The following is a 16,093-nucleotide window of genomic DNA, read 5'->3' on the forward strand; positions in this document are numbered from 1 at the left end:
GTCTAACCCTCAATGCGTGAGAAATCTGCGACCTGTTCACAGGTCTGTTTTATGGAGGAAAGCAGCGCCAGCCGATTGCGGCGCAGCTTATCATCGTCAGCGTTGACCGTCACATCCTCAAAGAACGCATCAAGCGGCCCGCGCAAGGCCGCAAGGGCCGTCATCGCCGTGCTGAAATCTTCCTGCTCAATGGCAGGGCCAAAGGTAGCTTGCGCTCTGGTCATCGCTTCATGGAGCGATTTTTCCGCTGGTTCCTGCAACAGGCCTGCGTCCACGGCAGGCGCAAATGAGGCGCCCTCTTTCTTTTCTTCCGCCTTCAGAATATTGCCCGCGCGCTTATAGGCGGCAATCAGGTTCGCCCCGTCTTCTGCTTGCAGGAAAGCCTCAAGGCCTTCGAGTTTTTTCACAATCAGGACCAGGTCATCTTCAAGCGTACCATCCGGGCGGTGACGCACAGCATCCACATGATCGTGTCTGTGGCCCTTGTCCTTGAGATAAACTTTCAAGCGGTCATGGAAGAAGGGCAACAGTTCGCTCACTGAACCTGGACCGAATGATTCTGAAAGATTATTTTTGTACAGTTGTAAGGATGGTTGCAGCCTTTCCCCCAACCGAATGCGTAGAGTGTTCTCTAAAACAATACGTATAACGCCCAAAGTTGCCCGGCGAAGGGCAAAAGGATCTTTAGACCCGGTCGGTTTTTCGTTGATGGCAAAAAAACCTACCAACGAATCCAACTTGTCAGCCAATGACAAAGCAGCGCTTACTGACCCTGAAGGAATTTCATCACTTTGGCCAACAGGCTTATAGTGGTCGACGATTGCTTTGCTTATCTGGTCTGGTTCATTCTGTGCTTCAGCATAATACCGGCCCATCAGGCCCTGCAATTCAGGGAACTCATAGACCATGCCAGTGACGAGGTCAGCCTTGGCAAGGCGGGCTGCTTTTTCGGCCAATCCCGGATCAGCCCCGACCGTCGGCGCGATCTCGCGCGCCAGTGCCGCCACACGATCAACCTTGTCACCGATCATGCCTAGGCCTTCAAAGAACGTCACCTCATGCAGTTTCTTTGCATGATCTTCCAGCGGCGTCTTCAGGTCCTGGCTGTAGAGGAACCAGGCATCCGACAATCTGGCTGTCAGCACACGCTCATAGCCGGCGCGCATGGCCTTGCCGCCATCTGGCGCTTCGATATTTGAGACAAAGATGAACCGGTTGGTCAGCGCACCGGTTTTCGGGTCACGCACAGAAAAATATTTCTGGTGCCCTTTCATGGTGGCTGTCAGCACCTCATCCGGCAGCTTGAGAAATTTCTCGTCAAAGCTGCCCATCAGGGTCACGGGCCATTCGGCAAGGCCGGCAACTTCGTTCAGCAATCCCTGATCCTCGACCAGTTCCAGGCCCTGCGCGGCACAGAGGCCCTTCGCTTCTTCCAGAATCTGCTCAACCCGGCGCTCGCCATCCAGCACGACCTTGGCGCGGGACAGGGCCATTTCATAATCTTCAAAACTGCGCACCTGAATTTCAGCCGGGGCCATGAAGCGATGGCCATAAGTGCGATCCCCGGCGATAATGCCTTCCACCTCGAAGGGCACAATTTCGCTGTCAAACGTACACAGAATGGAGTGCATGGGGCGCACCCAGCGCAAATCTCCGTCGCCCCAGCGCATGGATTTCTGCCAGGGGAACTTCCGGATTAACTCCGGGAGAAAACCGGCGATCACCGACGCTGTGGGCTTGCCCTTCTCGTCGATGACGGCGACATAGAATTCGCCTTTTTTGTCGGCACGCTTTTCACACTGATTGAGGCTGTAGAGCCCGGCAGATTTCAGAAAGCCTGCGACCGCTTTGTCGGGTGCCCCGACACGGGGACCCTTTTTCTCTTCCTTGCGATCTGGCTGCGCGCCCGGCAGGCCCGTCACGACCAGCGACAGGCGTCGCGGCGTGGCAAATGCCTTGGCCCCTTCTGGCATGAAACCGGCACCAAACAGCGCATCCTGCACCAGTTTCTGCAGATCAGTGGCGGCGCGCGACTGCATCCGGGCCGGGATTTCTTCCGAAAAAATTTCTAGCAGGAGGTCTGGCATAATCCGGGCTGTTTAGGCGCGCACGTTGTGCAGCGCAACCGAATTCAGGCAGTGATGGCAGCTAACTCAGCCGTCCAGCAGATCGTCAAGATCATCGCCGGTGGATGTCTTGCCGAAGAAGGACGAGATATCGAACGTCACCATCACATCGAGGCCATTGCGATCACGCAGGGTGATGACTTCGGCCTGCTTGCCATTACACTGGGTCAGGCGCCGCGCGATTGTCTGGCTACCGGGATAATTTCGGGCAATCCACTGATCCTCTTTCGCGATACCCTCTGCCGTGTTGCGCGCCATGATCGGGATGACACGATCACAGTCCGTCATACGCGGGGCGCGGGCCGAAACAGCCGGTGCCGTCTCACCCGGTCCGGCTACAGGCACATCGGCCACAGGACGGCTGGGCGCGGGCGTGACACAGCCAGCCAGCAGCAGCACAAAAGAAGTCATCGCGATTGATTTGAAAACACTCATCGGGGCTCTCCAGATTTTCCCGAAGCATAAAACCCGCCGCCGGGACAGGCCAGTGAAATTCTGCACACCAGTGAAATACTGCACAATGGTCTGCCGTATCTAGTAGATACAGGTATCAAGCCCATTGCGCCGCACAGTCGCCATACGCTTGCGCAATGTTTCGGCCCGGCTGGCCACATAAGGCCCCGGCGGATTGGCCGACCATCGGTTCGGGCTTGGCAACACAGCGGCCAGCAGCGACGCCTCATAGGCGGTCAGCTCTAATGCCGGTTTGCCGAAACGGGCCTGTGCTGCGGCTTCTGCCCCGAAATTGCCGTCGCCCCATTCCGCCACATTGAGATAGACCTCCATGATGCGCCGCTTGGACCAGATCAGTTCCTGCAGGCCCGTGAACCACACTTCCGCCAGTTTGCGCAGCGGGTCCCGGCCATGCCACAAAAAGGCATTCTTGGCGGTTTGCTGGGATATGGTGGACGCCCCCCGCCAGCCGGACCCAGCCCGCGCATCTGCAATCGCGACTTTTATAGCTTCGACATCAAACCCGATATGCTGGCAAAATCCGGTATCCTCGGCGGCGATGACAGCACGCACGAGTTGCGGTGAAATATCGTCCAGCGGTACCCAGTCGCGGCTGATGGCCTGCCCCTGCATACTGCGCCAACCCATCAGGGTTGTCCCCGGTACTGGCACAACGCGGTAGAGCATCACCCATAAAATGGTGAGGGCGATGCCAAGCGCTATCAGGCGCGCGCCCAGTGACAGAACACGCCGCAAAAGGCCGTGATCTGTCTGTGATGGCGAAGCCTTCATGGTAAGACAGCCTCTTTCAACTCTTCTGGCACCGGTTTTTTTCTAGCGCATCAACGTAATGATGACCGCTGCAGCAGACATGCCAAGATAATTGTACCCGATATCAACAAAGAAACCGGCCCAGTCATGACGGGGCACATAGACAAGATCATAGCCCAGCATGGTCACGGCAAAGAACGCCCAGAGCAGGAAAGCGGTTCCAAGGGCACCAGGCAAATTCGGCCAGCCGCGCCATTTCAGCACATACGCCACACCTTTTGTGATCGTCAGAGAGATGACAAAGCCACCAACCATCCACCACATGCCACCGGGGGCCGCCGCCGCGGCTTCGGCCTCTGCAAGACTGACACCTTCTGCCTTCATCCAGACATCGGTGAACAGAACGCCGTAAAAAATAAACCCGAAAAACCAGTAGACGAATCCGCCCAGTAATATGCCCCATACGGGCAATCCATTAACTTTCATGATCACGACCCTCCTTGCGTTTTCTCTCTGGTTTACGCGCTTTCCTGGCAGACAGCAAACGTCACTCGGGCTGCGTGCCCACAGGCGGAATAGCGTATGTTATATTGGCCCGGGCGACCGGCGCCGGGTCCCCTTCCGAATAGACGAGCACATCCATGACACATAATGTCCGGCCCAGTTTCAGCAGCCTGAAGTCGCCAATGATGTCGCATTTTGCCGCAGGCTTGCGCATATAGTCTATCGAGCAGTTGCTCGTCACTGTCATGGCCTCCCGGCCAATATGAGCCATCGTCAACAGATAGGCACCGGCATCCACCATGGCGAAAACAGCGGGCCCCGAAACCGTGCCACCAGGGCGCAGATGCCGTTCCTGCACAAACATTTTCAGTTTCATACCCTGCTCATCGAGCGACAGGACATCATAATATTTGCTCCAGCCGGGGAACAACTCAATCAGGAAACTGCTGACTTCCTCTGCGGTCAACTTCAACGGCATATTCACCTCCGTACAGGGATCAAAATAAAATTCAGATCATGATCCAGGGACATATAATCGAAAACACCCCGCCCCGACAGGCAAAGCAGCAGCTATGCTGCGGCGCAACATTGCGGCTGTTGCAGCTTTCAGACCCTCGAACCTTACCGATTTGCATATTGCAAAATCACAGCCGATCCTCTCACATGCTGACAAAGGGTGATCTGAGAGGAGAATATCAATGCTGCAATCAGCCAGAATATACGTCACGCCGCTGCATCTGAAAGCGTCCAGCCTGTTGGCAGGGCTTACCCTGCTGCTGGTATCCGCGATCAGCCCTGCTGCGTCAGCGACAGAAACCTTCACCGGCAGTGACCGGATCGTGCTCGAAGATTTCATTGCAACCGTCAGTATCATGACAGGCGATGGTGCAGATATATCCGTGACGATCGACAACGGCAGTGCGGACAAGGAACCGGTTCAGGCAGAACAGAATGGCAATGCTGTGCGCCTGTACAGCAATGAAAAGCCGGACCAGCGCACATTCTGGCGCAAAATGGATTGGCAGCGTCACGGCAAGGACGCCTTCAAGGTATTCCTTGAAGACTACCCGGTTATACAGATCACCGTCCCGGAAGGCACAGACCTCAGCCTTGCAGGGGCGGCTGTTCATCTGACCGTCGGGAATATCAATGGCGATGTTCAGATTGGCAATACGCTTTATGTGCAAGGGACTGTAGGCAATGTTAAAGCTGCCGATATTCGCATTACCGGCGGTGGTGACCTGATCTTCGCTTCTGTTGCGGAAGACCTTGAGGCCAGAATTGCCGGATCAGGTAGCCTTGCCTTCAACAATGTTCAGTCTGCTGACTTAAGCATTGCCGGATCGGGTGATATAGATGTCAAGAAAATCGCCGGCAACTTCAGGGCAGATATCCGCGGCAGCGGTGACATCATTACCGGAGATATTGAGGGGGAGAGCATTTTCCAGATTGCCGGTTCCGGCGATATTGAGGCTGGTAATGTCAACGGCGGTGCGGATATTTCCATTCGTGGCTCTGGCGACATCGTCATCAATGAGCTCAATGGCCCATCTGAAATTGGTATCACCGGCAATGGCGATGTGGATATCCGCCGGGGGCGCGCCGAAGACCTGCGAGTGCGTATCTCAGGGTCAGGCGACTTCAAATTCAATGGTCTTGCCACAAATCCAGATGTCAGTATCTCTGGCAGCGGTGATGTGTTCATCCGTGAATATGAAGGCAGTGTACGCACAAGTGGCAGCGGTGACATCATAATCGGTGATATCCGCATTGATGACTGAGCACGAACAGCAGAAGTCAACATGACGACCAATGATGATAACCTTAACCGCCGCCCTGAAAGACCGCAGCGAAGAGGAGCGGCTGGCAGCATAACCCGACCTGATCCCCCGCATGGGCACAGAGGACGGCAGTGGCCGAAACACTGATCCCATGGATGTGCCTGAGGCGATTGCCGAAATCATTACCCTGGCGCCCGGTCAAAGACCTTTGCGCCGTGCCGTCCACCCGAGTTTCAGACCCCAGGAAGAGATCAACAGGGTATCAGCACAATCGCAGCTCACCTTCCTTGGTGAAACACCCTATGGGCCGTGGTTGCGTGATGTGCTGGAATAGCGCCCGGAACTCGGACCAATAAAAAACCGGACCGCGCTTGAAGCAGCAGGTCCGGTAATTATCGCAGGAAGTCTCCTACCCTCTTATTATTATATATCGGCGTTCGTTTATGATATTTTTGTGAAGCCGTTAAGAATGGTTAAAGCTGAACCGCCGCTTTGAGACAACCCTAATTCGTTGCTGCGGCGCAGCAATTCTTTGCTGTAACATCTCTGTCAGTGGTTGCGGGTCCTGCCTGAACGTGCCAAAAGCCTGCAAATTCAAGGCTTTCAGCAAAAGGGTGCTGTATGAAAATCAATGGAAACGAAGTCCGTCCCGGTAATGTTATTCAGCATCAGGACTCTCTCTGGGTTGCTGTCAAGACAGACGCTGTCAAACCGGGCAAGGGCCCTGCCTATGCGCAGGTTGAGCTGAAGAACCTGCTTGACGGGCGCAAGCTGAATGAGCGCTTCCGCGCTTCAGAAACAGTTGAGCGGGTCCGCCTTGAACAAAAGGATCACACTTATCTCTATCCGGAAGGTGATAGTCATGTGTTCATGGACGCAGAGAACTATGAGCAGATCAATATCAGCGCCGACATGCTGGGCGACCGGGCTGCTTTCCTGCAGGACGGCATGCAGGTTATTGTTGAAAGCCATGAGGGACGCCCGCTGACGATACAGCTGCCTGAGCATGTTGTCCTGGAAGTTGTGGAAACGGAGCCAACCGTAAAAGGGCAGACTGCGTCTTCATCCTACAAGCCGGCCATGATGGATAACGGTTTGCGCGTGATGGTGCCCCCATTCATGACAACAGGTGAGCGGATCGTGGTCAACACCACGACAGTCGAATACGTCAAGCGCGCTGACTGACTGCTTTTTGCCCGCCATTTTTCTGGTGGCTTGCATTCTGCCCCATCTGCAGAACATTCATGAGCGCATCCATGCGGATTGGCTTGGTGAGGTGACCGTCAAAACCGATGCTCATATATTCGTCGATCTGATGAACCATGGCATTGGCAGTGGCCGCAATGATCGGCGTTGGCACAAGCTCTTCGCGCGCTTCGATTTCGCGGATTTTCGCAAGCGCTTCTGTCCCGTCCATGACCGGCATCTGGATATCCATCAGTATAAGATCAAACCGGTCTGCCTGGAACGCCTCGACTGCTTCCTGGCCATTCTCAACACAGGTCAGAGACAGATCAAACGGCTTCAACAGAGCTTCAAGAACCATCCGGTTTGTCACATTGTCTTCTGCCAGCAATATTTTCTGCGCCAATTGACCGACAACACATTCATTTTCCTCGTCGGCCTCTGCCTCTGCCCCCTCGGCAAGCGGCAGCGCCAAGCGGATATAGAATGCCGTGCCGCGCCCTTTTTCTGACTCGCATTCAAGCGTACCCGACATCGCCTCGACCAGACTCTGGATAATCGACAATCCAAGACCGGTGCCGCCATAATTGCGGGTTGTGGAATCATCAGCCTGCGCGAATTTATCGAAGACATATTCTTTTTCTTCAGGCGTCATGCCGATGCCGCTGTCCTCGACCGTAATCAGTATAGCGGCTTTTTCCGGGTCATTGTCATCCTCTTGTGCCTGCACATTCAGCCAGACACCGCCTTCATGGGTGAACTTGATGGAATTGGAAACAAGGTTATGAAGAATTTGTGCGAGCCGGTGCGAGTCACCAACCAGTTGGTCAGCGACACCTTCTTCCACAGCCACCGAGAATTCAAGTCCGCGGTCAGCCGCTTTCAGGCCGTGCACAGACTCAACTTTTTCAATCACAGACCGCAGAGAAAATTTACTTTGCTCAATACTGACCTGTCCCGCCTCAATCTTGGAGAAATCCAGAATATCATTGAGCACGGTCATCAGCGAATCGCCGGATCCGTGGATAATATCGACCAGATTCGCCTGGTCTGCATCAAGGTCGGACCCTTTCAGAGCGGCGGCCGCCCCCAGAACACCGTTCATAGGCGTGCGGATCTCATGGCTCATATTGGCCAGAAAAGATGACTTTGTGGCACTGGCATGTCTGGCTTCATCAAGCGCCAGACGCAGGCTTTCCGTCATGGCGTCTGCTTTGTCCGCCATCAACAGCATACCAATGAACTGGGCGATAGAGCCGGAAAAAGCCACTTCGTCCGGCGTCCAGCTTCGTTGCTCGGTCGTCGCCTCAAAACAGATCACACCACGGCGGGATTTACCGTCCACAATAGGCGCATCAAGCAATGACTGAATCCCAAGCGGGACCAGATAATCCTCCGCCAGGCATCTGGTGCGCGGGTCAGCACAGGAATCACTTGCATCGACCACACGATTTTCTGATATCGCCTGAAAATAACTTGGGCATTGTGAAATCTCGATACGCTGCGGCGTCCGGTCAACATGCCGGCGATCATGAAAGAGCCTGTATCTCTCAAGTGCTTTCTGGTCATCCGTAAACAGCCAGATACTGGCCCGGCTGACATCAAGAGCATTTGCTGAGCGGCGCAACAATACGTCGAACACATCCGAGTCGCTGCGTTCGCGCTGCGCCAGAACGTCCTTGGTAATCATTTCAAGACTGAGATTAACCCGCTGGCTGCGCGCAAGCGTGTTTTTCAACTCTTCTTCTTTCTGTTTGCGCCGGATGACTTCGTCTTTCAGCGCCGCTTCTTTTTCATTCAGTTCCTGCTCGCGCGTCTGGGCCGCAATCCCGTTGGTGACGGCATGCGACAAGACCTCACTGGCGCGCCGCGACAAGCTCAGCGTGGCAAAGAAATATACCGCCAGCACCGCGCACATGACATAATCGCCGGCTTCGCCACGCAGCAAATGGAACCAGGCAAGAAGCGACAGCGCAGGCAAATTGAACGCGATAACCGAGCGAATATGCGATGCATAGGAAAGCGCCGCCCCAGCGGTCATGCCAGCGATCATGAACACAACCAGTTCTCTGGAAATGCCTTCCGCACTGGCCGGCAGCAGAAACGGCGTCAATCCCCAGCAGATACCACTGAGGGCACTAAATGAATCGAGAGTGACACGGTGCACAGATGACAGGCCGGGCTTGATGTTCGAAGCAACCCTGCCGAAAGCATATCTGAGAATTGTCAGTGAGACGACGGCAATAATCCAGACAAAAAGATGGCTGGACGGGCTTTGGTTGATCAGCAGAATAGCCAGAATAATAGCATTCGCGACAGAAACATGCTGCGAATTGATCGTATTATGCAGCAGGATTTTGTCGCGGCTATTCTGGTAAGCGCGTTGTGCGATATCAGACATCTCTTTTGCTGGCTTGGTCAGCCCCGTCACGCCTTACCTCCCGCCGTCAGACACAATCCATCACGGTCACGGCTTTGCTATATCAGAGTATCGTTAACGAAAGGTCTTTGCGGGCGCACGCGACTGACGAATGCAGCACATGCTTGCCTTTTGGTTTATGTTAACTAAATTTATAGTTTGAAATGTATCCGCATGAGGGTACTATCTTCGGAAAGCAGGTATTTATGCCAAGAAAACCATCTGTTTCACTGACTGAAGCCGAGCAGAAAGTGATGCTCATCCTCTGGGAAGCCGGTAAGGCCTCGGTGCGCGATGTGCATGAGCAGCTTAATCAGAAGAAGAAGCTGGCCTATACAACGGTGCTCACCATCCTGAAAATTCTGGCTGACAAGGGGTATGCCGGTTACGAGAAAGAAGGGCGGGCATTTATCTATTATCCCCTCATCTCCCAGGCTGAAGCACGGCAGAAAGCCCTGTCCAATCTTGTGACACGGTTTTTCGGGGGATCATCCCAGGCATTGGCACAACATCTTGTCGAGATCGAAGGCATCGATCTGGAAGATCTAGCAGAATTGCGGCGTGAGCTCAGCGAGCACGAAACAGAACAAAACTGATAATCTGAAGGGGTCGAGGGATGGAAGGATTGCAGTGGATTGCCGAAATAGCCTTCCGGCATGTCTGGCAGGGCGTTCTCATATTTTCCATTGTGGGCCTGCTGCTCTATCAGAAAGATAAATGGAGCGCCGAGCATCGCTCATGGATCTGGGCGGTTGCAGTATTCCTTCTGGGGGCCATGCCCATCCTGACACTTCTGCCGACACCAAGCCTGAACTTCATGCCAAGCCTCATGGTGGGCCAGGAAATCGCGATCACCGAAGGCAAAACAGGGCCGCTGGCATCGGCGCTCAACAACGCCTATCGCTATGACCCGGCACTCGTTCAACCTGTCACACAGACGATTGATAACAGTTTCCTCAGCAGATCCCTGATTATGGCCGTTCTTGTCGGGCTCTGGTTTTTCGTTTCTGTACGCGCCCTGTGCGGCCTTTTCATGTCGTGGAAAACCACCAGAAAGCTTCGCGCTGATAGCAAACCGCTTGAAAATGCTGCCACTATTCTGCCACCGGACTGGCCGGAATATGCCCGTGTTGGCGTGACCGACAAGGTCAACGGCCCCATGGCTGTGGGCTTGTTGAGGCCCAGCATTCTGCTGCCAACGCATCTGGTCAAAATTCTGCCCCGTGAACAGTTACGCCATGTGCTTGCCCATGAACTTGCGCATATTGAACGCGGTGACCTTTTGTGTGCCTTTGGTCAGCGCGTCCTGCTGGCGCTCTACTGGTGGAGCCCTTTCATGCACGGCGCCTGTAAAAATCTGCGCACGGAGCGGGAAATGGCCTGCGATGATCGGGCGGTGCGCAAAGCAGGTTGCTCGCGGCACTATGCCAGCTCTCTGCTGGACAGCGTAGAAGCGCTCATCCGTGAACCCGACGCAAACAAAAACCTGCTCGCCGTTGGTGCGTTTGAAAGCGGCCGTGGTAATTTTTTCTCCCACCGTATCAAGAGGCTGATCAATGCCGATTATCAGAGCCAGCTGCGCCTCGGCAGGCCACAACTGACCAATCTTGTGGGCGCGATGGCGGTTATTGTGCTGCTGTTTGTTCTCTCCCCCCGGACGGCTTTTTCCGCGGTATTGCCGGTGGTTGAAGAAGCATATGAATACACCTTGCATAGACAGAAAGATCTGGAAATCAAGGCAAGCTATGCCAGTACCCGGTCCGCCCTTGGGGTGCCTGCCTATAATTATGATACCCGTACGTCATACAGCAGTAGCAAGGCTGATAGTGAATTCTGCTGTAGCGACTTTATGGAGGCTATCTATGATAAGGACCACAAAACCAAACTTGAGCTGTTTCGGAAAGGCGCAAACCTCAACTGTCAGGAGGGCGAGGAAACACCGCTGATCGCCGCGACACATAACAGTGACCTTGCAACCATGATGTGGCTGCTCGACAAGGGAGCCGACATCAATCTGGTTGCTGATGGCCACAGTGCCCTGATGGAAGCAGTCTCACATGGCTATGTTTCTGCTGCCAAAAAACTGCTTCAACATGGCGCTGATCCGAATTACGTTTCTGACCAACATGGCAGTGTACTGATGGCAGCCATTGATAAAAACAATGTGGAACTGGTCAAGTTGCTGGTCGAGAACGGGGCGTCCCTGAACTACACCAGTTATCATCATGGCAAGAAACTGACGGTGATCGAGTATGCTGACCATCACGATCAGGAAAAGATTTCTGCCTATCTTAACTCGGTCAAACCCCGCAGCCGGGGCTAATGCCCCTCACTGGCTTGCTGCTGTCGGCGGACAAACGCCGCATAGTCTTCTGGCGTATCCACGCCCGGCGGGGCGGAACTGATCACCCCGGCGGCGACTTTGTGACCTGCCTCCAGAATGCGTAACTGCTCAAGTTTCTCAGTATGCTCCAGCGCGCTGGCAGGCAAGGATGAGAAAGCCTGCAAACTGTCCATGCTGAAAGCATAGACACCCAGATGCAGATAATAAGCTGTTGGGTCACTGATGCGTCCATTATCATCACGCGGGAACGGTACAAGAGCGCGTGAAAAATACAGCGCCCTTCGATAACCATTCTGCTCGCCTGACAACACAGCTTTCACACAGGACGGGTCTTCCGGTGAGCCGGGGCCTGTCACTGGCTCAGGGCTGAAAGGGCAAACCAGTGTCGAGACAAAAGCTGGCTCAGCCACGGACAATGCCCGCTCATGTACATCTATCAGATGGTTGAGACTGTCCGGCTCCGTCTCTGGTTCATCGCCCTGCATATTGACAATAATATCAGCTTCCAGATCACGCGCAGCTTCTGCGACGCGCGCTGTACCACTTTCATGGTCTGCTGATGTCATGGCAACCCTGCCGCCAAACGCCTGAACCGCCGTTGCGATACGCTCATCATCTGTCGCGACGATCACCTCATCGGCTTTTGACGCCGCTGCCTGCTCGTAAGTATGCTGAATGAGCGGCTTGCCTGTTTCTGCCAGTAATGGCTTGCCCGGTAACCGGCTTGACGCATAGCGTGCAGGGATGATGATGACCGCCCTCATACAGTAACGGGCTTGCGTTTCGTTTGCTGATGCGCAACGGCCAGCAGCAGGCCGGCAACAATCGCTCCGCCTGTCACGCCGACAAGATTGGCGACGAAATCCATCAGGTCTGGTGTTCTTGCCGCAACAGCGCCCTGCCCGAACTCAAGCAGCCCGCTGAGCAATAACATGGCCAGTGGCATGAACAGCCAACGGCCCAGCGGGCGAATAATCCCGAGCATCCCGACACAGGTGATCGCAGCATATGCGGCCACATGCGTAATCTTGTCTGCATAGTCTGCACTTCCAAGAAGTATTTTTGCGATAAAGCCAAATATGAGATTGCCGCCCGGTATCGCGTCCTCTGTCGGCAGCAGACTGAGCACAATGATCAAAACGAGGAGAATTCCATAGGCTAGACGCATAAGCCTGATCCACCAGCTTTTGAGTAGGAATTTCAGGGAAATCATCACTGCACTGATTCGTCCTTGCAGTGCTGTTCCCAGTCGATCGCTGACTGTACGATATAGTCTAGGTCATCAAAACGCGGGGCCCAGTCCAGAACGGTCCGGATCTCTGCATTATCGGCAATCAGCAAGGGCGGATCGCCTGCGCGCCGGTCGGCGACTTCGGTATCAATCTTGCGCCCGATGACACGTTCTGCGGCTGCCACCACATCCAGAACTGAGGCACCATATCCATACCCGACATTGAGCGTGACGGTCTGCGCGCCCTTGCGCAGATAATTCAATGCCGCCAGATGCGCATCTGCCATGTCAGAAACATGCACATAATCCCTGACACAGGTGCCATCCGGCGTCGAATAATCATCTCCATAAATCTGTAATTTTTCCTGCCGGGTGCCAACGGCAATCTGGGCGACAACCTTTATCAGGTGGCGCGGGCGCCCGCGCTCCCCTGCCCGGCAGGCGGGGTCTGCGCCCGCAAGATTGAAATAGCGCAGCACCACAATGTCGAGATTGCTGACCGCCGCCACGTCAGCCGCAATCCGTTCAGCCATCGCCATGGAAGCACCAAAAGGTGAAATTGGTGAGACCGGTGCCGTTTCATTGATCGGCATACGCTCCGGCACGCCATAAACGGAGGCGGTCGATGACAGAACCAGCCGTTTCACCCCGGCACGCATACAGGCCGATATCAGCGTATAGGCTGTCAGTGTGTTATCTCGATAATAGGTAAGCGGATCATCGATTGACAGAGGCACGAATCCACCACCGGCAAAATGGATAACCTCCGTCACCTCCCTGTCTTTGAACTTCTGTGCCAGCCCCTCAGGGTCTGCCAGTGGATCAACTACAAGCTGTTCGATATTACCCGAAGTGCGTTGAAGCATCCGGGCGGTATCAAAAGGAACATAGGCCTCTTCTGCTTCTGCCAGGGAAAGCAGCATGTGAGAGCCAGGATATCCGGCAGCGCCTGTAACTGCTATGACCATTTCTCATACCTTCCAACGCACACAGCATTAGATGATTGCCCGATAACATGAAAGCCCCGTTGCGTCTGGTAATGCCAGCAGAAAACGAGGCAACAGAAACTATTAACTATAGGCTGCTATTTCTTGCAAATGCAAAAGAAGCAAAAAGCAACAGACGGCAAGGCGGAACAGGAAATTCACGCCCCTGATGGCAAGAGACTGTTCGCCATCGGGGACATCCATGGCCGTGACGATCTGCTGCAACAGCTTTTGATAAAATGCCAGGCCGACTTCGCTGGTGACCCGGATGATGATTTTGCCGAAGCGCCTGATGTCGATCCGCAATTCATCTTTTTAGGGGATTATGTTGACCGGGGGCCAGCATCAGCAAAGGTCCTGCAGACCCTTATGGATTTCAGTCTTCAGTTCCCGGATACGGTCTTCCTGCGCGGCAATCACGAGGAGGCCATGGTCGATTTTCTGGCTGACCCGGACGACATGGAAGGCTGGATTGACTGGGGCGGGCAGCAAACACTCGAAAGCTATGGCCTTGAAGGGGTCGAGGGGCGCTCCCCTGAATCATTGCGCACCGAGCTGGCAGAGAAACTGCCGGACGAGCATCTCGACTTCCTGATCTCGCTTGAAAACATGTATATTGCCGGTGATTACATTCTTGTACATGCCGGTCTGCGCGCGGGCATTGAGATAGAAAAACAGCGCCAGCGCGACCTCCTATGGATACGCCGTGAGTTTTACGAAGCAAATCCGGATAACTGGCCTAACCGCTGCATCGTGCACGGTCACACCCCGAGAGACAAACCGGAAAACATCAGCTGGCGTATCAATGTTGATACGGGTGCCTTCAATACCGGCAAGCTGACAGCTGTTGTTCTGGAAGGCAGTGACCGCCGGTTCATCACAACCGGCAGATAGCTTTTTTGAAATCAGGCTTCCAGCGCCGTGTTGACAGCAACCAGGCGTGGTCTGCGTACCGTAGACAGAACAGCTTTCAATGTATCAACGCTGCCAGGCCCATCAGTAACCGCCAGCGCCTTGCCAAGCTCAGCACCGTAATTGCGGTCATCGATGATTTCGACTTCCGGTGTCAAAAAGACAACCTTTACGCCATTGAAAATCGCATCGCGCCAGTGCTCCAGAATTTCGCGTCGTTGCGATGCACAGCCAAAGAGGTAGTCCGGTTGGGCAAGACGCACATCTTCTTCTGCAACAACCTCGACAAACCCGTCTCCGACCGGCAGGTTCCGGGGGGTGCGCCCTTCATCTGGCCCACGGCCGATGACGAAGGAAACATGGTTCCCATTGATACCATATGTGTCGAGCAGCGCCCGCATCGCAGTGTCTGCGCCGATAACATGGGCGTGCAGATTATAGCGTTCCATGTTATCGAGAATATCAGCCATCTCGCTTTTATTCCGTTCGACACGTTGAATAAATGCCTGGAATGTTGCGCGGTTGGCCAGGTTGAGGACAGATTCTTCATCCCACAGGCGCGCAAGTTGCTCCAGCCACGGAACATAATCATGGCCTGCATAGCCATCATGGGCAAGGAACAGGCGTATTGACCCGCCATTCGTTTCCGTCATCGCCCCGCGCACAATCTTGAGACCAGCCTTGCGCACTTCTGCTTCAAGGTTTGTCAACGTATAAACAGCTTCTGCCTGTTCATGAAAAGCATCCACATGGTTGCGCATCAATGCCAGAGAGGCATAGGTTGTCTCAACAATGGCAATCCCGTCATCCACCAGTTGCTCGCGTATTGCCAACAGGAACTGACCGGGTGCTGACTGTTCGCCAAGAACAGAAATCGCCGTAATAATATCAAACTTGCGATTGCCTGCATGTTTGCGAATGGCGGACAGGGCCGGTTTTTCGGGGAACGCCCCTGTGACCACCTTGGCCCAGTCGCTGGCCCCCTCAACCGGCGTTACAACGTCAACACTGACAGCTTCTATCCAGCGTGGATAGAAAGACGTCAGCGTGCCATCGCCGCAGCCAATATCGAGCGCAAGCCCATCACGCGTCGTGACCATCTCCATAGCCTCGGAGACGGCAGCGCGCAGTCTGTGACGATGCGACCGCGAGACGCCTTCACACACAGCGTTGTCATCCCTTTGCGTCATAGTTGCCTGTTGCAGCAGGCCACAGGCTGTCACATCCTTGTCCGGATCGCAGAAAACATAATCCCGTCCATCGCCGAGGGAAAAAGCCGGTGAGAGTGATTTGGAACCACAGGCCCGGCATCGTGTTACAAGTTTACCCGTCACTATTTTCTCCTGAGCAAAGACAGTTCGTTCAGGTGAACCTGCGCCAG

At 54.4% G+C, this 16,093-nt stretch carries 16 protein-coding genes; 6 read left to right on the forward strand and 10 right to left on the reverse strand.

Features of this window, described 5'->3' with window-relative positions:
* Positions 1-2 precede the first annotated feature (2 nt).
* The 5 genes from glyS to RAL90_RS11890 form a co-directional block, all read right to left on the reverse strand.
* Positions 3-2,087, reverse strand: a complete 2,085-nt coding sequence (gene glyS / locus RAL90_RS11870; RefSeq protein WP_306250879.1) for a glycine--tRNA ligase subunit beta — start codon at positions 2,085-2,087, stop codon at positions 3-5.
* 66 nt (positions 2,088-2,153) lie between these two features.
* Positions 2,154-2,561: a hypothetical protein gene (locus RAL90_RS11875; protein WP_306250881.1), complete on the reverse strand. Its 408-nt coding sequence runs from the start codon at positions 2,559-2,561 to the stop codon at positions 2,154-2,156.
* 99 nt (positions 2,562-2,660) lie between these two features.
* Entirely contained in the window at positions 2,661-3,371 is a 711-nt protein-coding gene (mtgA, locus tag RAL90_RS11880) for a monofunctional biosynthetic peptidoglycan transglycosylase (RefSeq protein WP_306250883.1), read from the reverse strand.
* Between the two features lie 42 nt (positions 3,372-3,413).
* The gene (locus RAL90_RS11885) at positions 3,414-3,836 is read right to left on the reverse strand and encodes a DUF1761 domain-containing protein (protein WP_306250884.1); all 423 of its coding nucleotides are present in this window, start codon (positions 3,834-3,836) and stop codon (positions 3,414-3,416) included.
* 61 nt (positions 3,837-3,897) lie between these two features.
* A complete protein-coding gene (locus tag RAL90_RS11890; RefSeq protein WP_306250886.1) occupies positions 3,898-4,332 on the reverse strand; it encodes a PaaI family thioesterase in 435 nt (144 codons plus the stop codon).
* A gap of 220 nt (positions 4,333-4,552) precedes the next feature.
* Here RAL90_RS11890 and RAL90_RS11895 point away from each other — a divergent pair, with 220 nt between their 5' ends.
* The 3 genes from RAL90_RS11895 to efp all read left to right on the forward strand — a co-directional run bounded on the left by RAL90_RS11895 (position 4,553) and on the right by efp (position 6,820).
* Positions 4,553-5,635 carry a GIN domain-containing protein gene (locus tag RAL90_RS11895; RefSeq protein WP_306250887.1) on the forward strand — a complete coding sequence of 361 codons (1,083 nt, stop codon included), beginning with the start codon at positions 4,553-4,555 and terminating at the stop codon, positions 5,633-5,635.
* Between the two features lie 112 nt (positions 5,636-5,747).
* Positions 5,748-5,969: a hypothetical protein gene (locus RAL90_RS11900; RefSeq protein ID WP_306250889.1), complete on the forward strand. Its 222-nt coding sequence runs from the start codon at positions 5,748-5,750 to the stop codon at positions 5,967-5,969.
* Positions 5,970-6,256: 287 nt separating this feature from the next.
* Positions 6,257-6,820, forward strand: coding sequence for an elongation factor P (gene efp, locus RAL90_RS11905; protein WP_306250891.1), 564 nt, complete (start codon positions 6,257-6,259; stop codon positions 6,818-6,820).
* Here efp and RAL90_RS11910 read toward each other — a convergent pair.
* Positions 6,804-9,251: a GAF domain-containing hybrid sensor histidine kinase/response regulator gene (locus RAL90_RS11910; RefSeq protein ID WP_306250893.1), complete on the reverse strand. Its 2,448-nt coding sequence runs from the start codon at positions 9,249-9,251 to the stop codon at positions 6,804-6,806. The genes efp and RAL90_RS11910 overlap by 17 nt on opposite strands.
* A 194-nt stretch (positions 9,252-9,445) precedes the next feature.
* On the opposite strand from RAL90_RS11910, the gene RAL90_RS11915 reads away from it, so the two are divergent.
* Positions 9,446-9,835 carry a BlaI/MecI/CopY family transcriptional regulator gene (locus RAL90_RS11915; protein ID WP_306250895.1) on the forward strand — a complete coding sequence of 130 codons (390 nt, stop codon included), beginning with the start codon at positions 9,446-9,448 and terminating at the stop codon, positions 9,833-9,835.
* 20 nt (positions 9,836-9,855) lie between these two features.
* Complete coding sequence (locus RAL90_RS11920) at positions 9,856-11,562, forward strand: M56 family metallopeptidase (RefSeq protein WP_306250897.1); 1,707 nt, start codon at positions 9,856-9,858, stop codon at positions 11,560-11,562.
* Here RAL90_RS11920 and kdsB read toward each other — a convergent pair.
* From kdsB to galE, 3 genes are read right to left on the reverse strand one after another with little or no spacing between them, the layout of a single operon-like run.
* Positions 11,559-12,347 carry a 3-deoxy-manno-octulosonate cytidylyltransferase gene (kdsB, locus tag RAL90_RS11925; protein WP_306250898.1) on the reverse strand — a complete coding sequence of 263 codons (789 nt, stop codon included), beginning with the start codon at positions 12,345-12,347 and terminating at the stop codon, positions 11,559-11,561. The two genes, RAL90_RS11920 and kdsB, sit on opposite strands and share 4 nt — an antisense overlap.
* A complete protein-coding gene (locus RAL90_RS11930; protein ID WP_306250901.1) occupies positions 12,344-12,751 on the reverse strand; it encodes a hypothetical protein in 408 nt (135 codons plus the stop codon). Before RAL90_RS11930 ends, kdsB begins: the two co-directional genes overlap by 4 nt.
* 44 nt (positions 12,752-12,795) lie before the next feature.
* Positions 12,796-13,782, reverse strand: a complete 987-nt coding sequence (gene galE / locus RAL90_RS11935) for a UDP-glucose 4-epimerase GalE (protein WP_306250903.1) — start codon at positions 13,780-13,782, stop codon at positions 12,796-12,798.
* Positions 13,783-13,911: 129 nt separating this feature from the next.
* Between galE and RAL90_RS11940 the strand changes: the two genes are divergently transcribed.
* Positions 13,912-14,694, forward strand: coding sequence for a metallophosphoesterase family protein (locus RAL90_RS11940; protein WP_306250905.1), 783 nt, complete (start codon positions 13,912-13,914; stop codon positions 14,692-14,694).
* Positions 14,695-14,705: 11 nt separating this feature from the next.
* On the opposite strand, the gene RAL90_RS11945 is transcribed toward RAL90_RS11940, so the two are convergent.
* Entirely contained in the window at positions 14,706-16,046 is a 1,341-nt protein-coding gene (locus RAL90_RS11945; protein ID WP_306250907.1) for a methyltransferase domain-containing protein, read from the reverse strand.
* Between the last annotated feature and the right edge of the window lie 47 nt (positions 16,047-16,093).

This window comes from Parvularcula sp. IMCC14364 (assembly GCF_030758415.1).
Classification (GTDB): Bacteria; Pseudomonadota; Alphaproteobacteria; order Caulobacterales; family Parvularculaceae; genus Aquisalinus.

Coding starts and splice junctions, on each gene's coding strand:
- RAL90_RS11920 (WP_306250897.1), top strand. CDS start 9,856: ATGGAAGGATTGCAGTGGATTGCCGAAATAGCCTTCCGGCATGTCTGG.
- RAL90_RS11895 (WP_306250887.1), top strand. CDS start 4,553: ATGCTGCAATCAGCCAGAATATACGTCACGCCGCTGCATCTGAAAGCG.
- kdsB (WP_306250898.1), bottom strand. CDS start 12,347: ATGAGGGCGGTCATCATCATCCCTGCACGCTATGCGTCAAGCCGGTTA.
- glyS (WP_306250879.1), bottom strand. CDS start 2,087: ATGCCAGACCTCCTGCTAGAAATTTTTTCGGAAGAAATCCCGGCCCGG.
- RAL90_RS11915 (WP_306250895.1), top strand. CDS start 9,446: ATGCCAAGAAAACCATCTGTTTCACTGACTGAAGCCGAGCAGAAAGTG.
- RAL90_RS11885 (WP_306250884.1), bottom strand. CDS start 3,836: ATGAAAGTTAATGGATTGCCCGTATGGGGCATATTACTGGGCGGATTC.
- galE (WP_306250903.1), bottom strand. CDS start 13,782: ATGGTCATAGCAGTTACAGGCGCTGCCGGATATCCTGGCTCTCACATG.
- RAL90_RS11930 (WP_306250901.1), bottom strand. CDS start 12,751: ATGCGTCTAGCCTATGGAATTCTCCTCGTTTTGATCATTGTGCTCAGT.
- RAL90_RS11890 (WP_306250886.1), bottom strand. CDS start 4,332: ATGCCGTTGAAGTTGACCGCAGAGGAAGTCAGCAGTTTCCTGATTGAG.
- mtgA (WP_306250883.1), bottom strand. CDS start 3,371: ATGAAGGCTTCGCCATCACAGACAGATCACGGCCTTTTGCGGCGTGTT.
- RAL90_RS11940 (WP_306250905.1), top strand. CDS start 13,912: ATGCAAAAGAAGCAAAAAGCAACAGACGGCAAGGCGGAACAGGAAATT.
- RAL90_RS11900 (WP_306250889.1), top strand. CDS start 5,748: ATGGGCACAGAGGACGGCAGTGGCCGAAACACTGATCCCATGGATGTG.
- efp (WP_306250891.1), top strand. CDS start 6,257: ATGAAAATCAATGGAAACGAAGTCCGTCCCGGTAATGTTATTCAGCAT.
- RAL90_RS11875 (WP_306250881.1), bottom strand. CDS start 2,561: ATGAGTGTTTTCAAATCAATCGCGATGACTTCTTTTGTGCTGCTGCTG.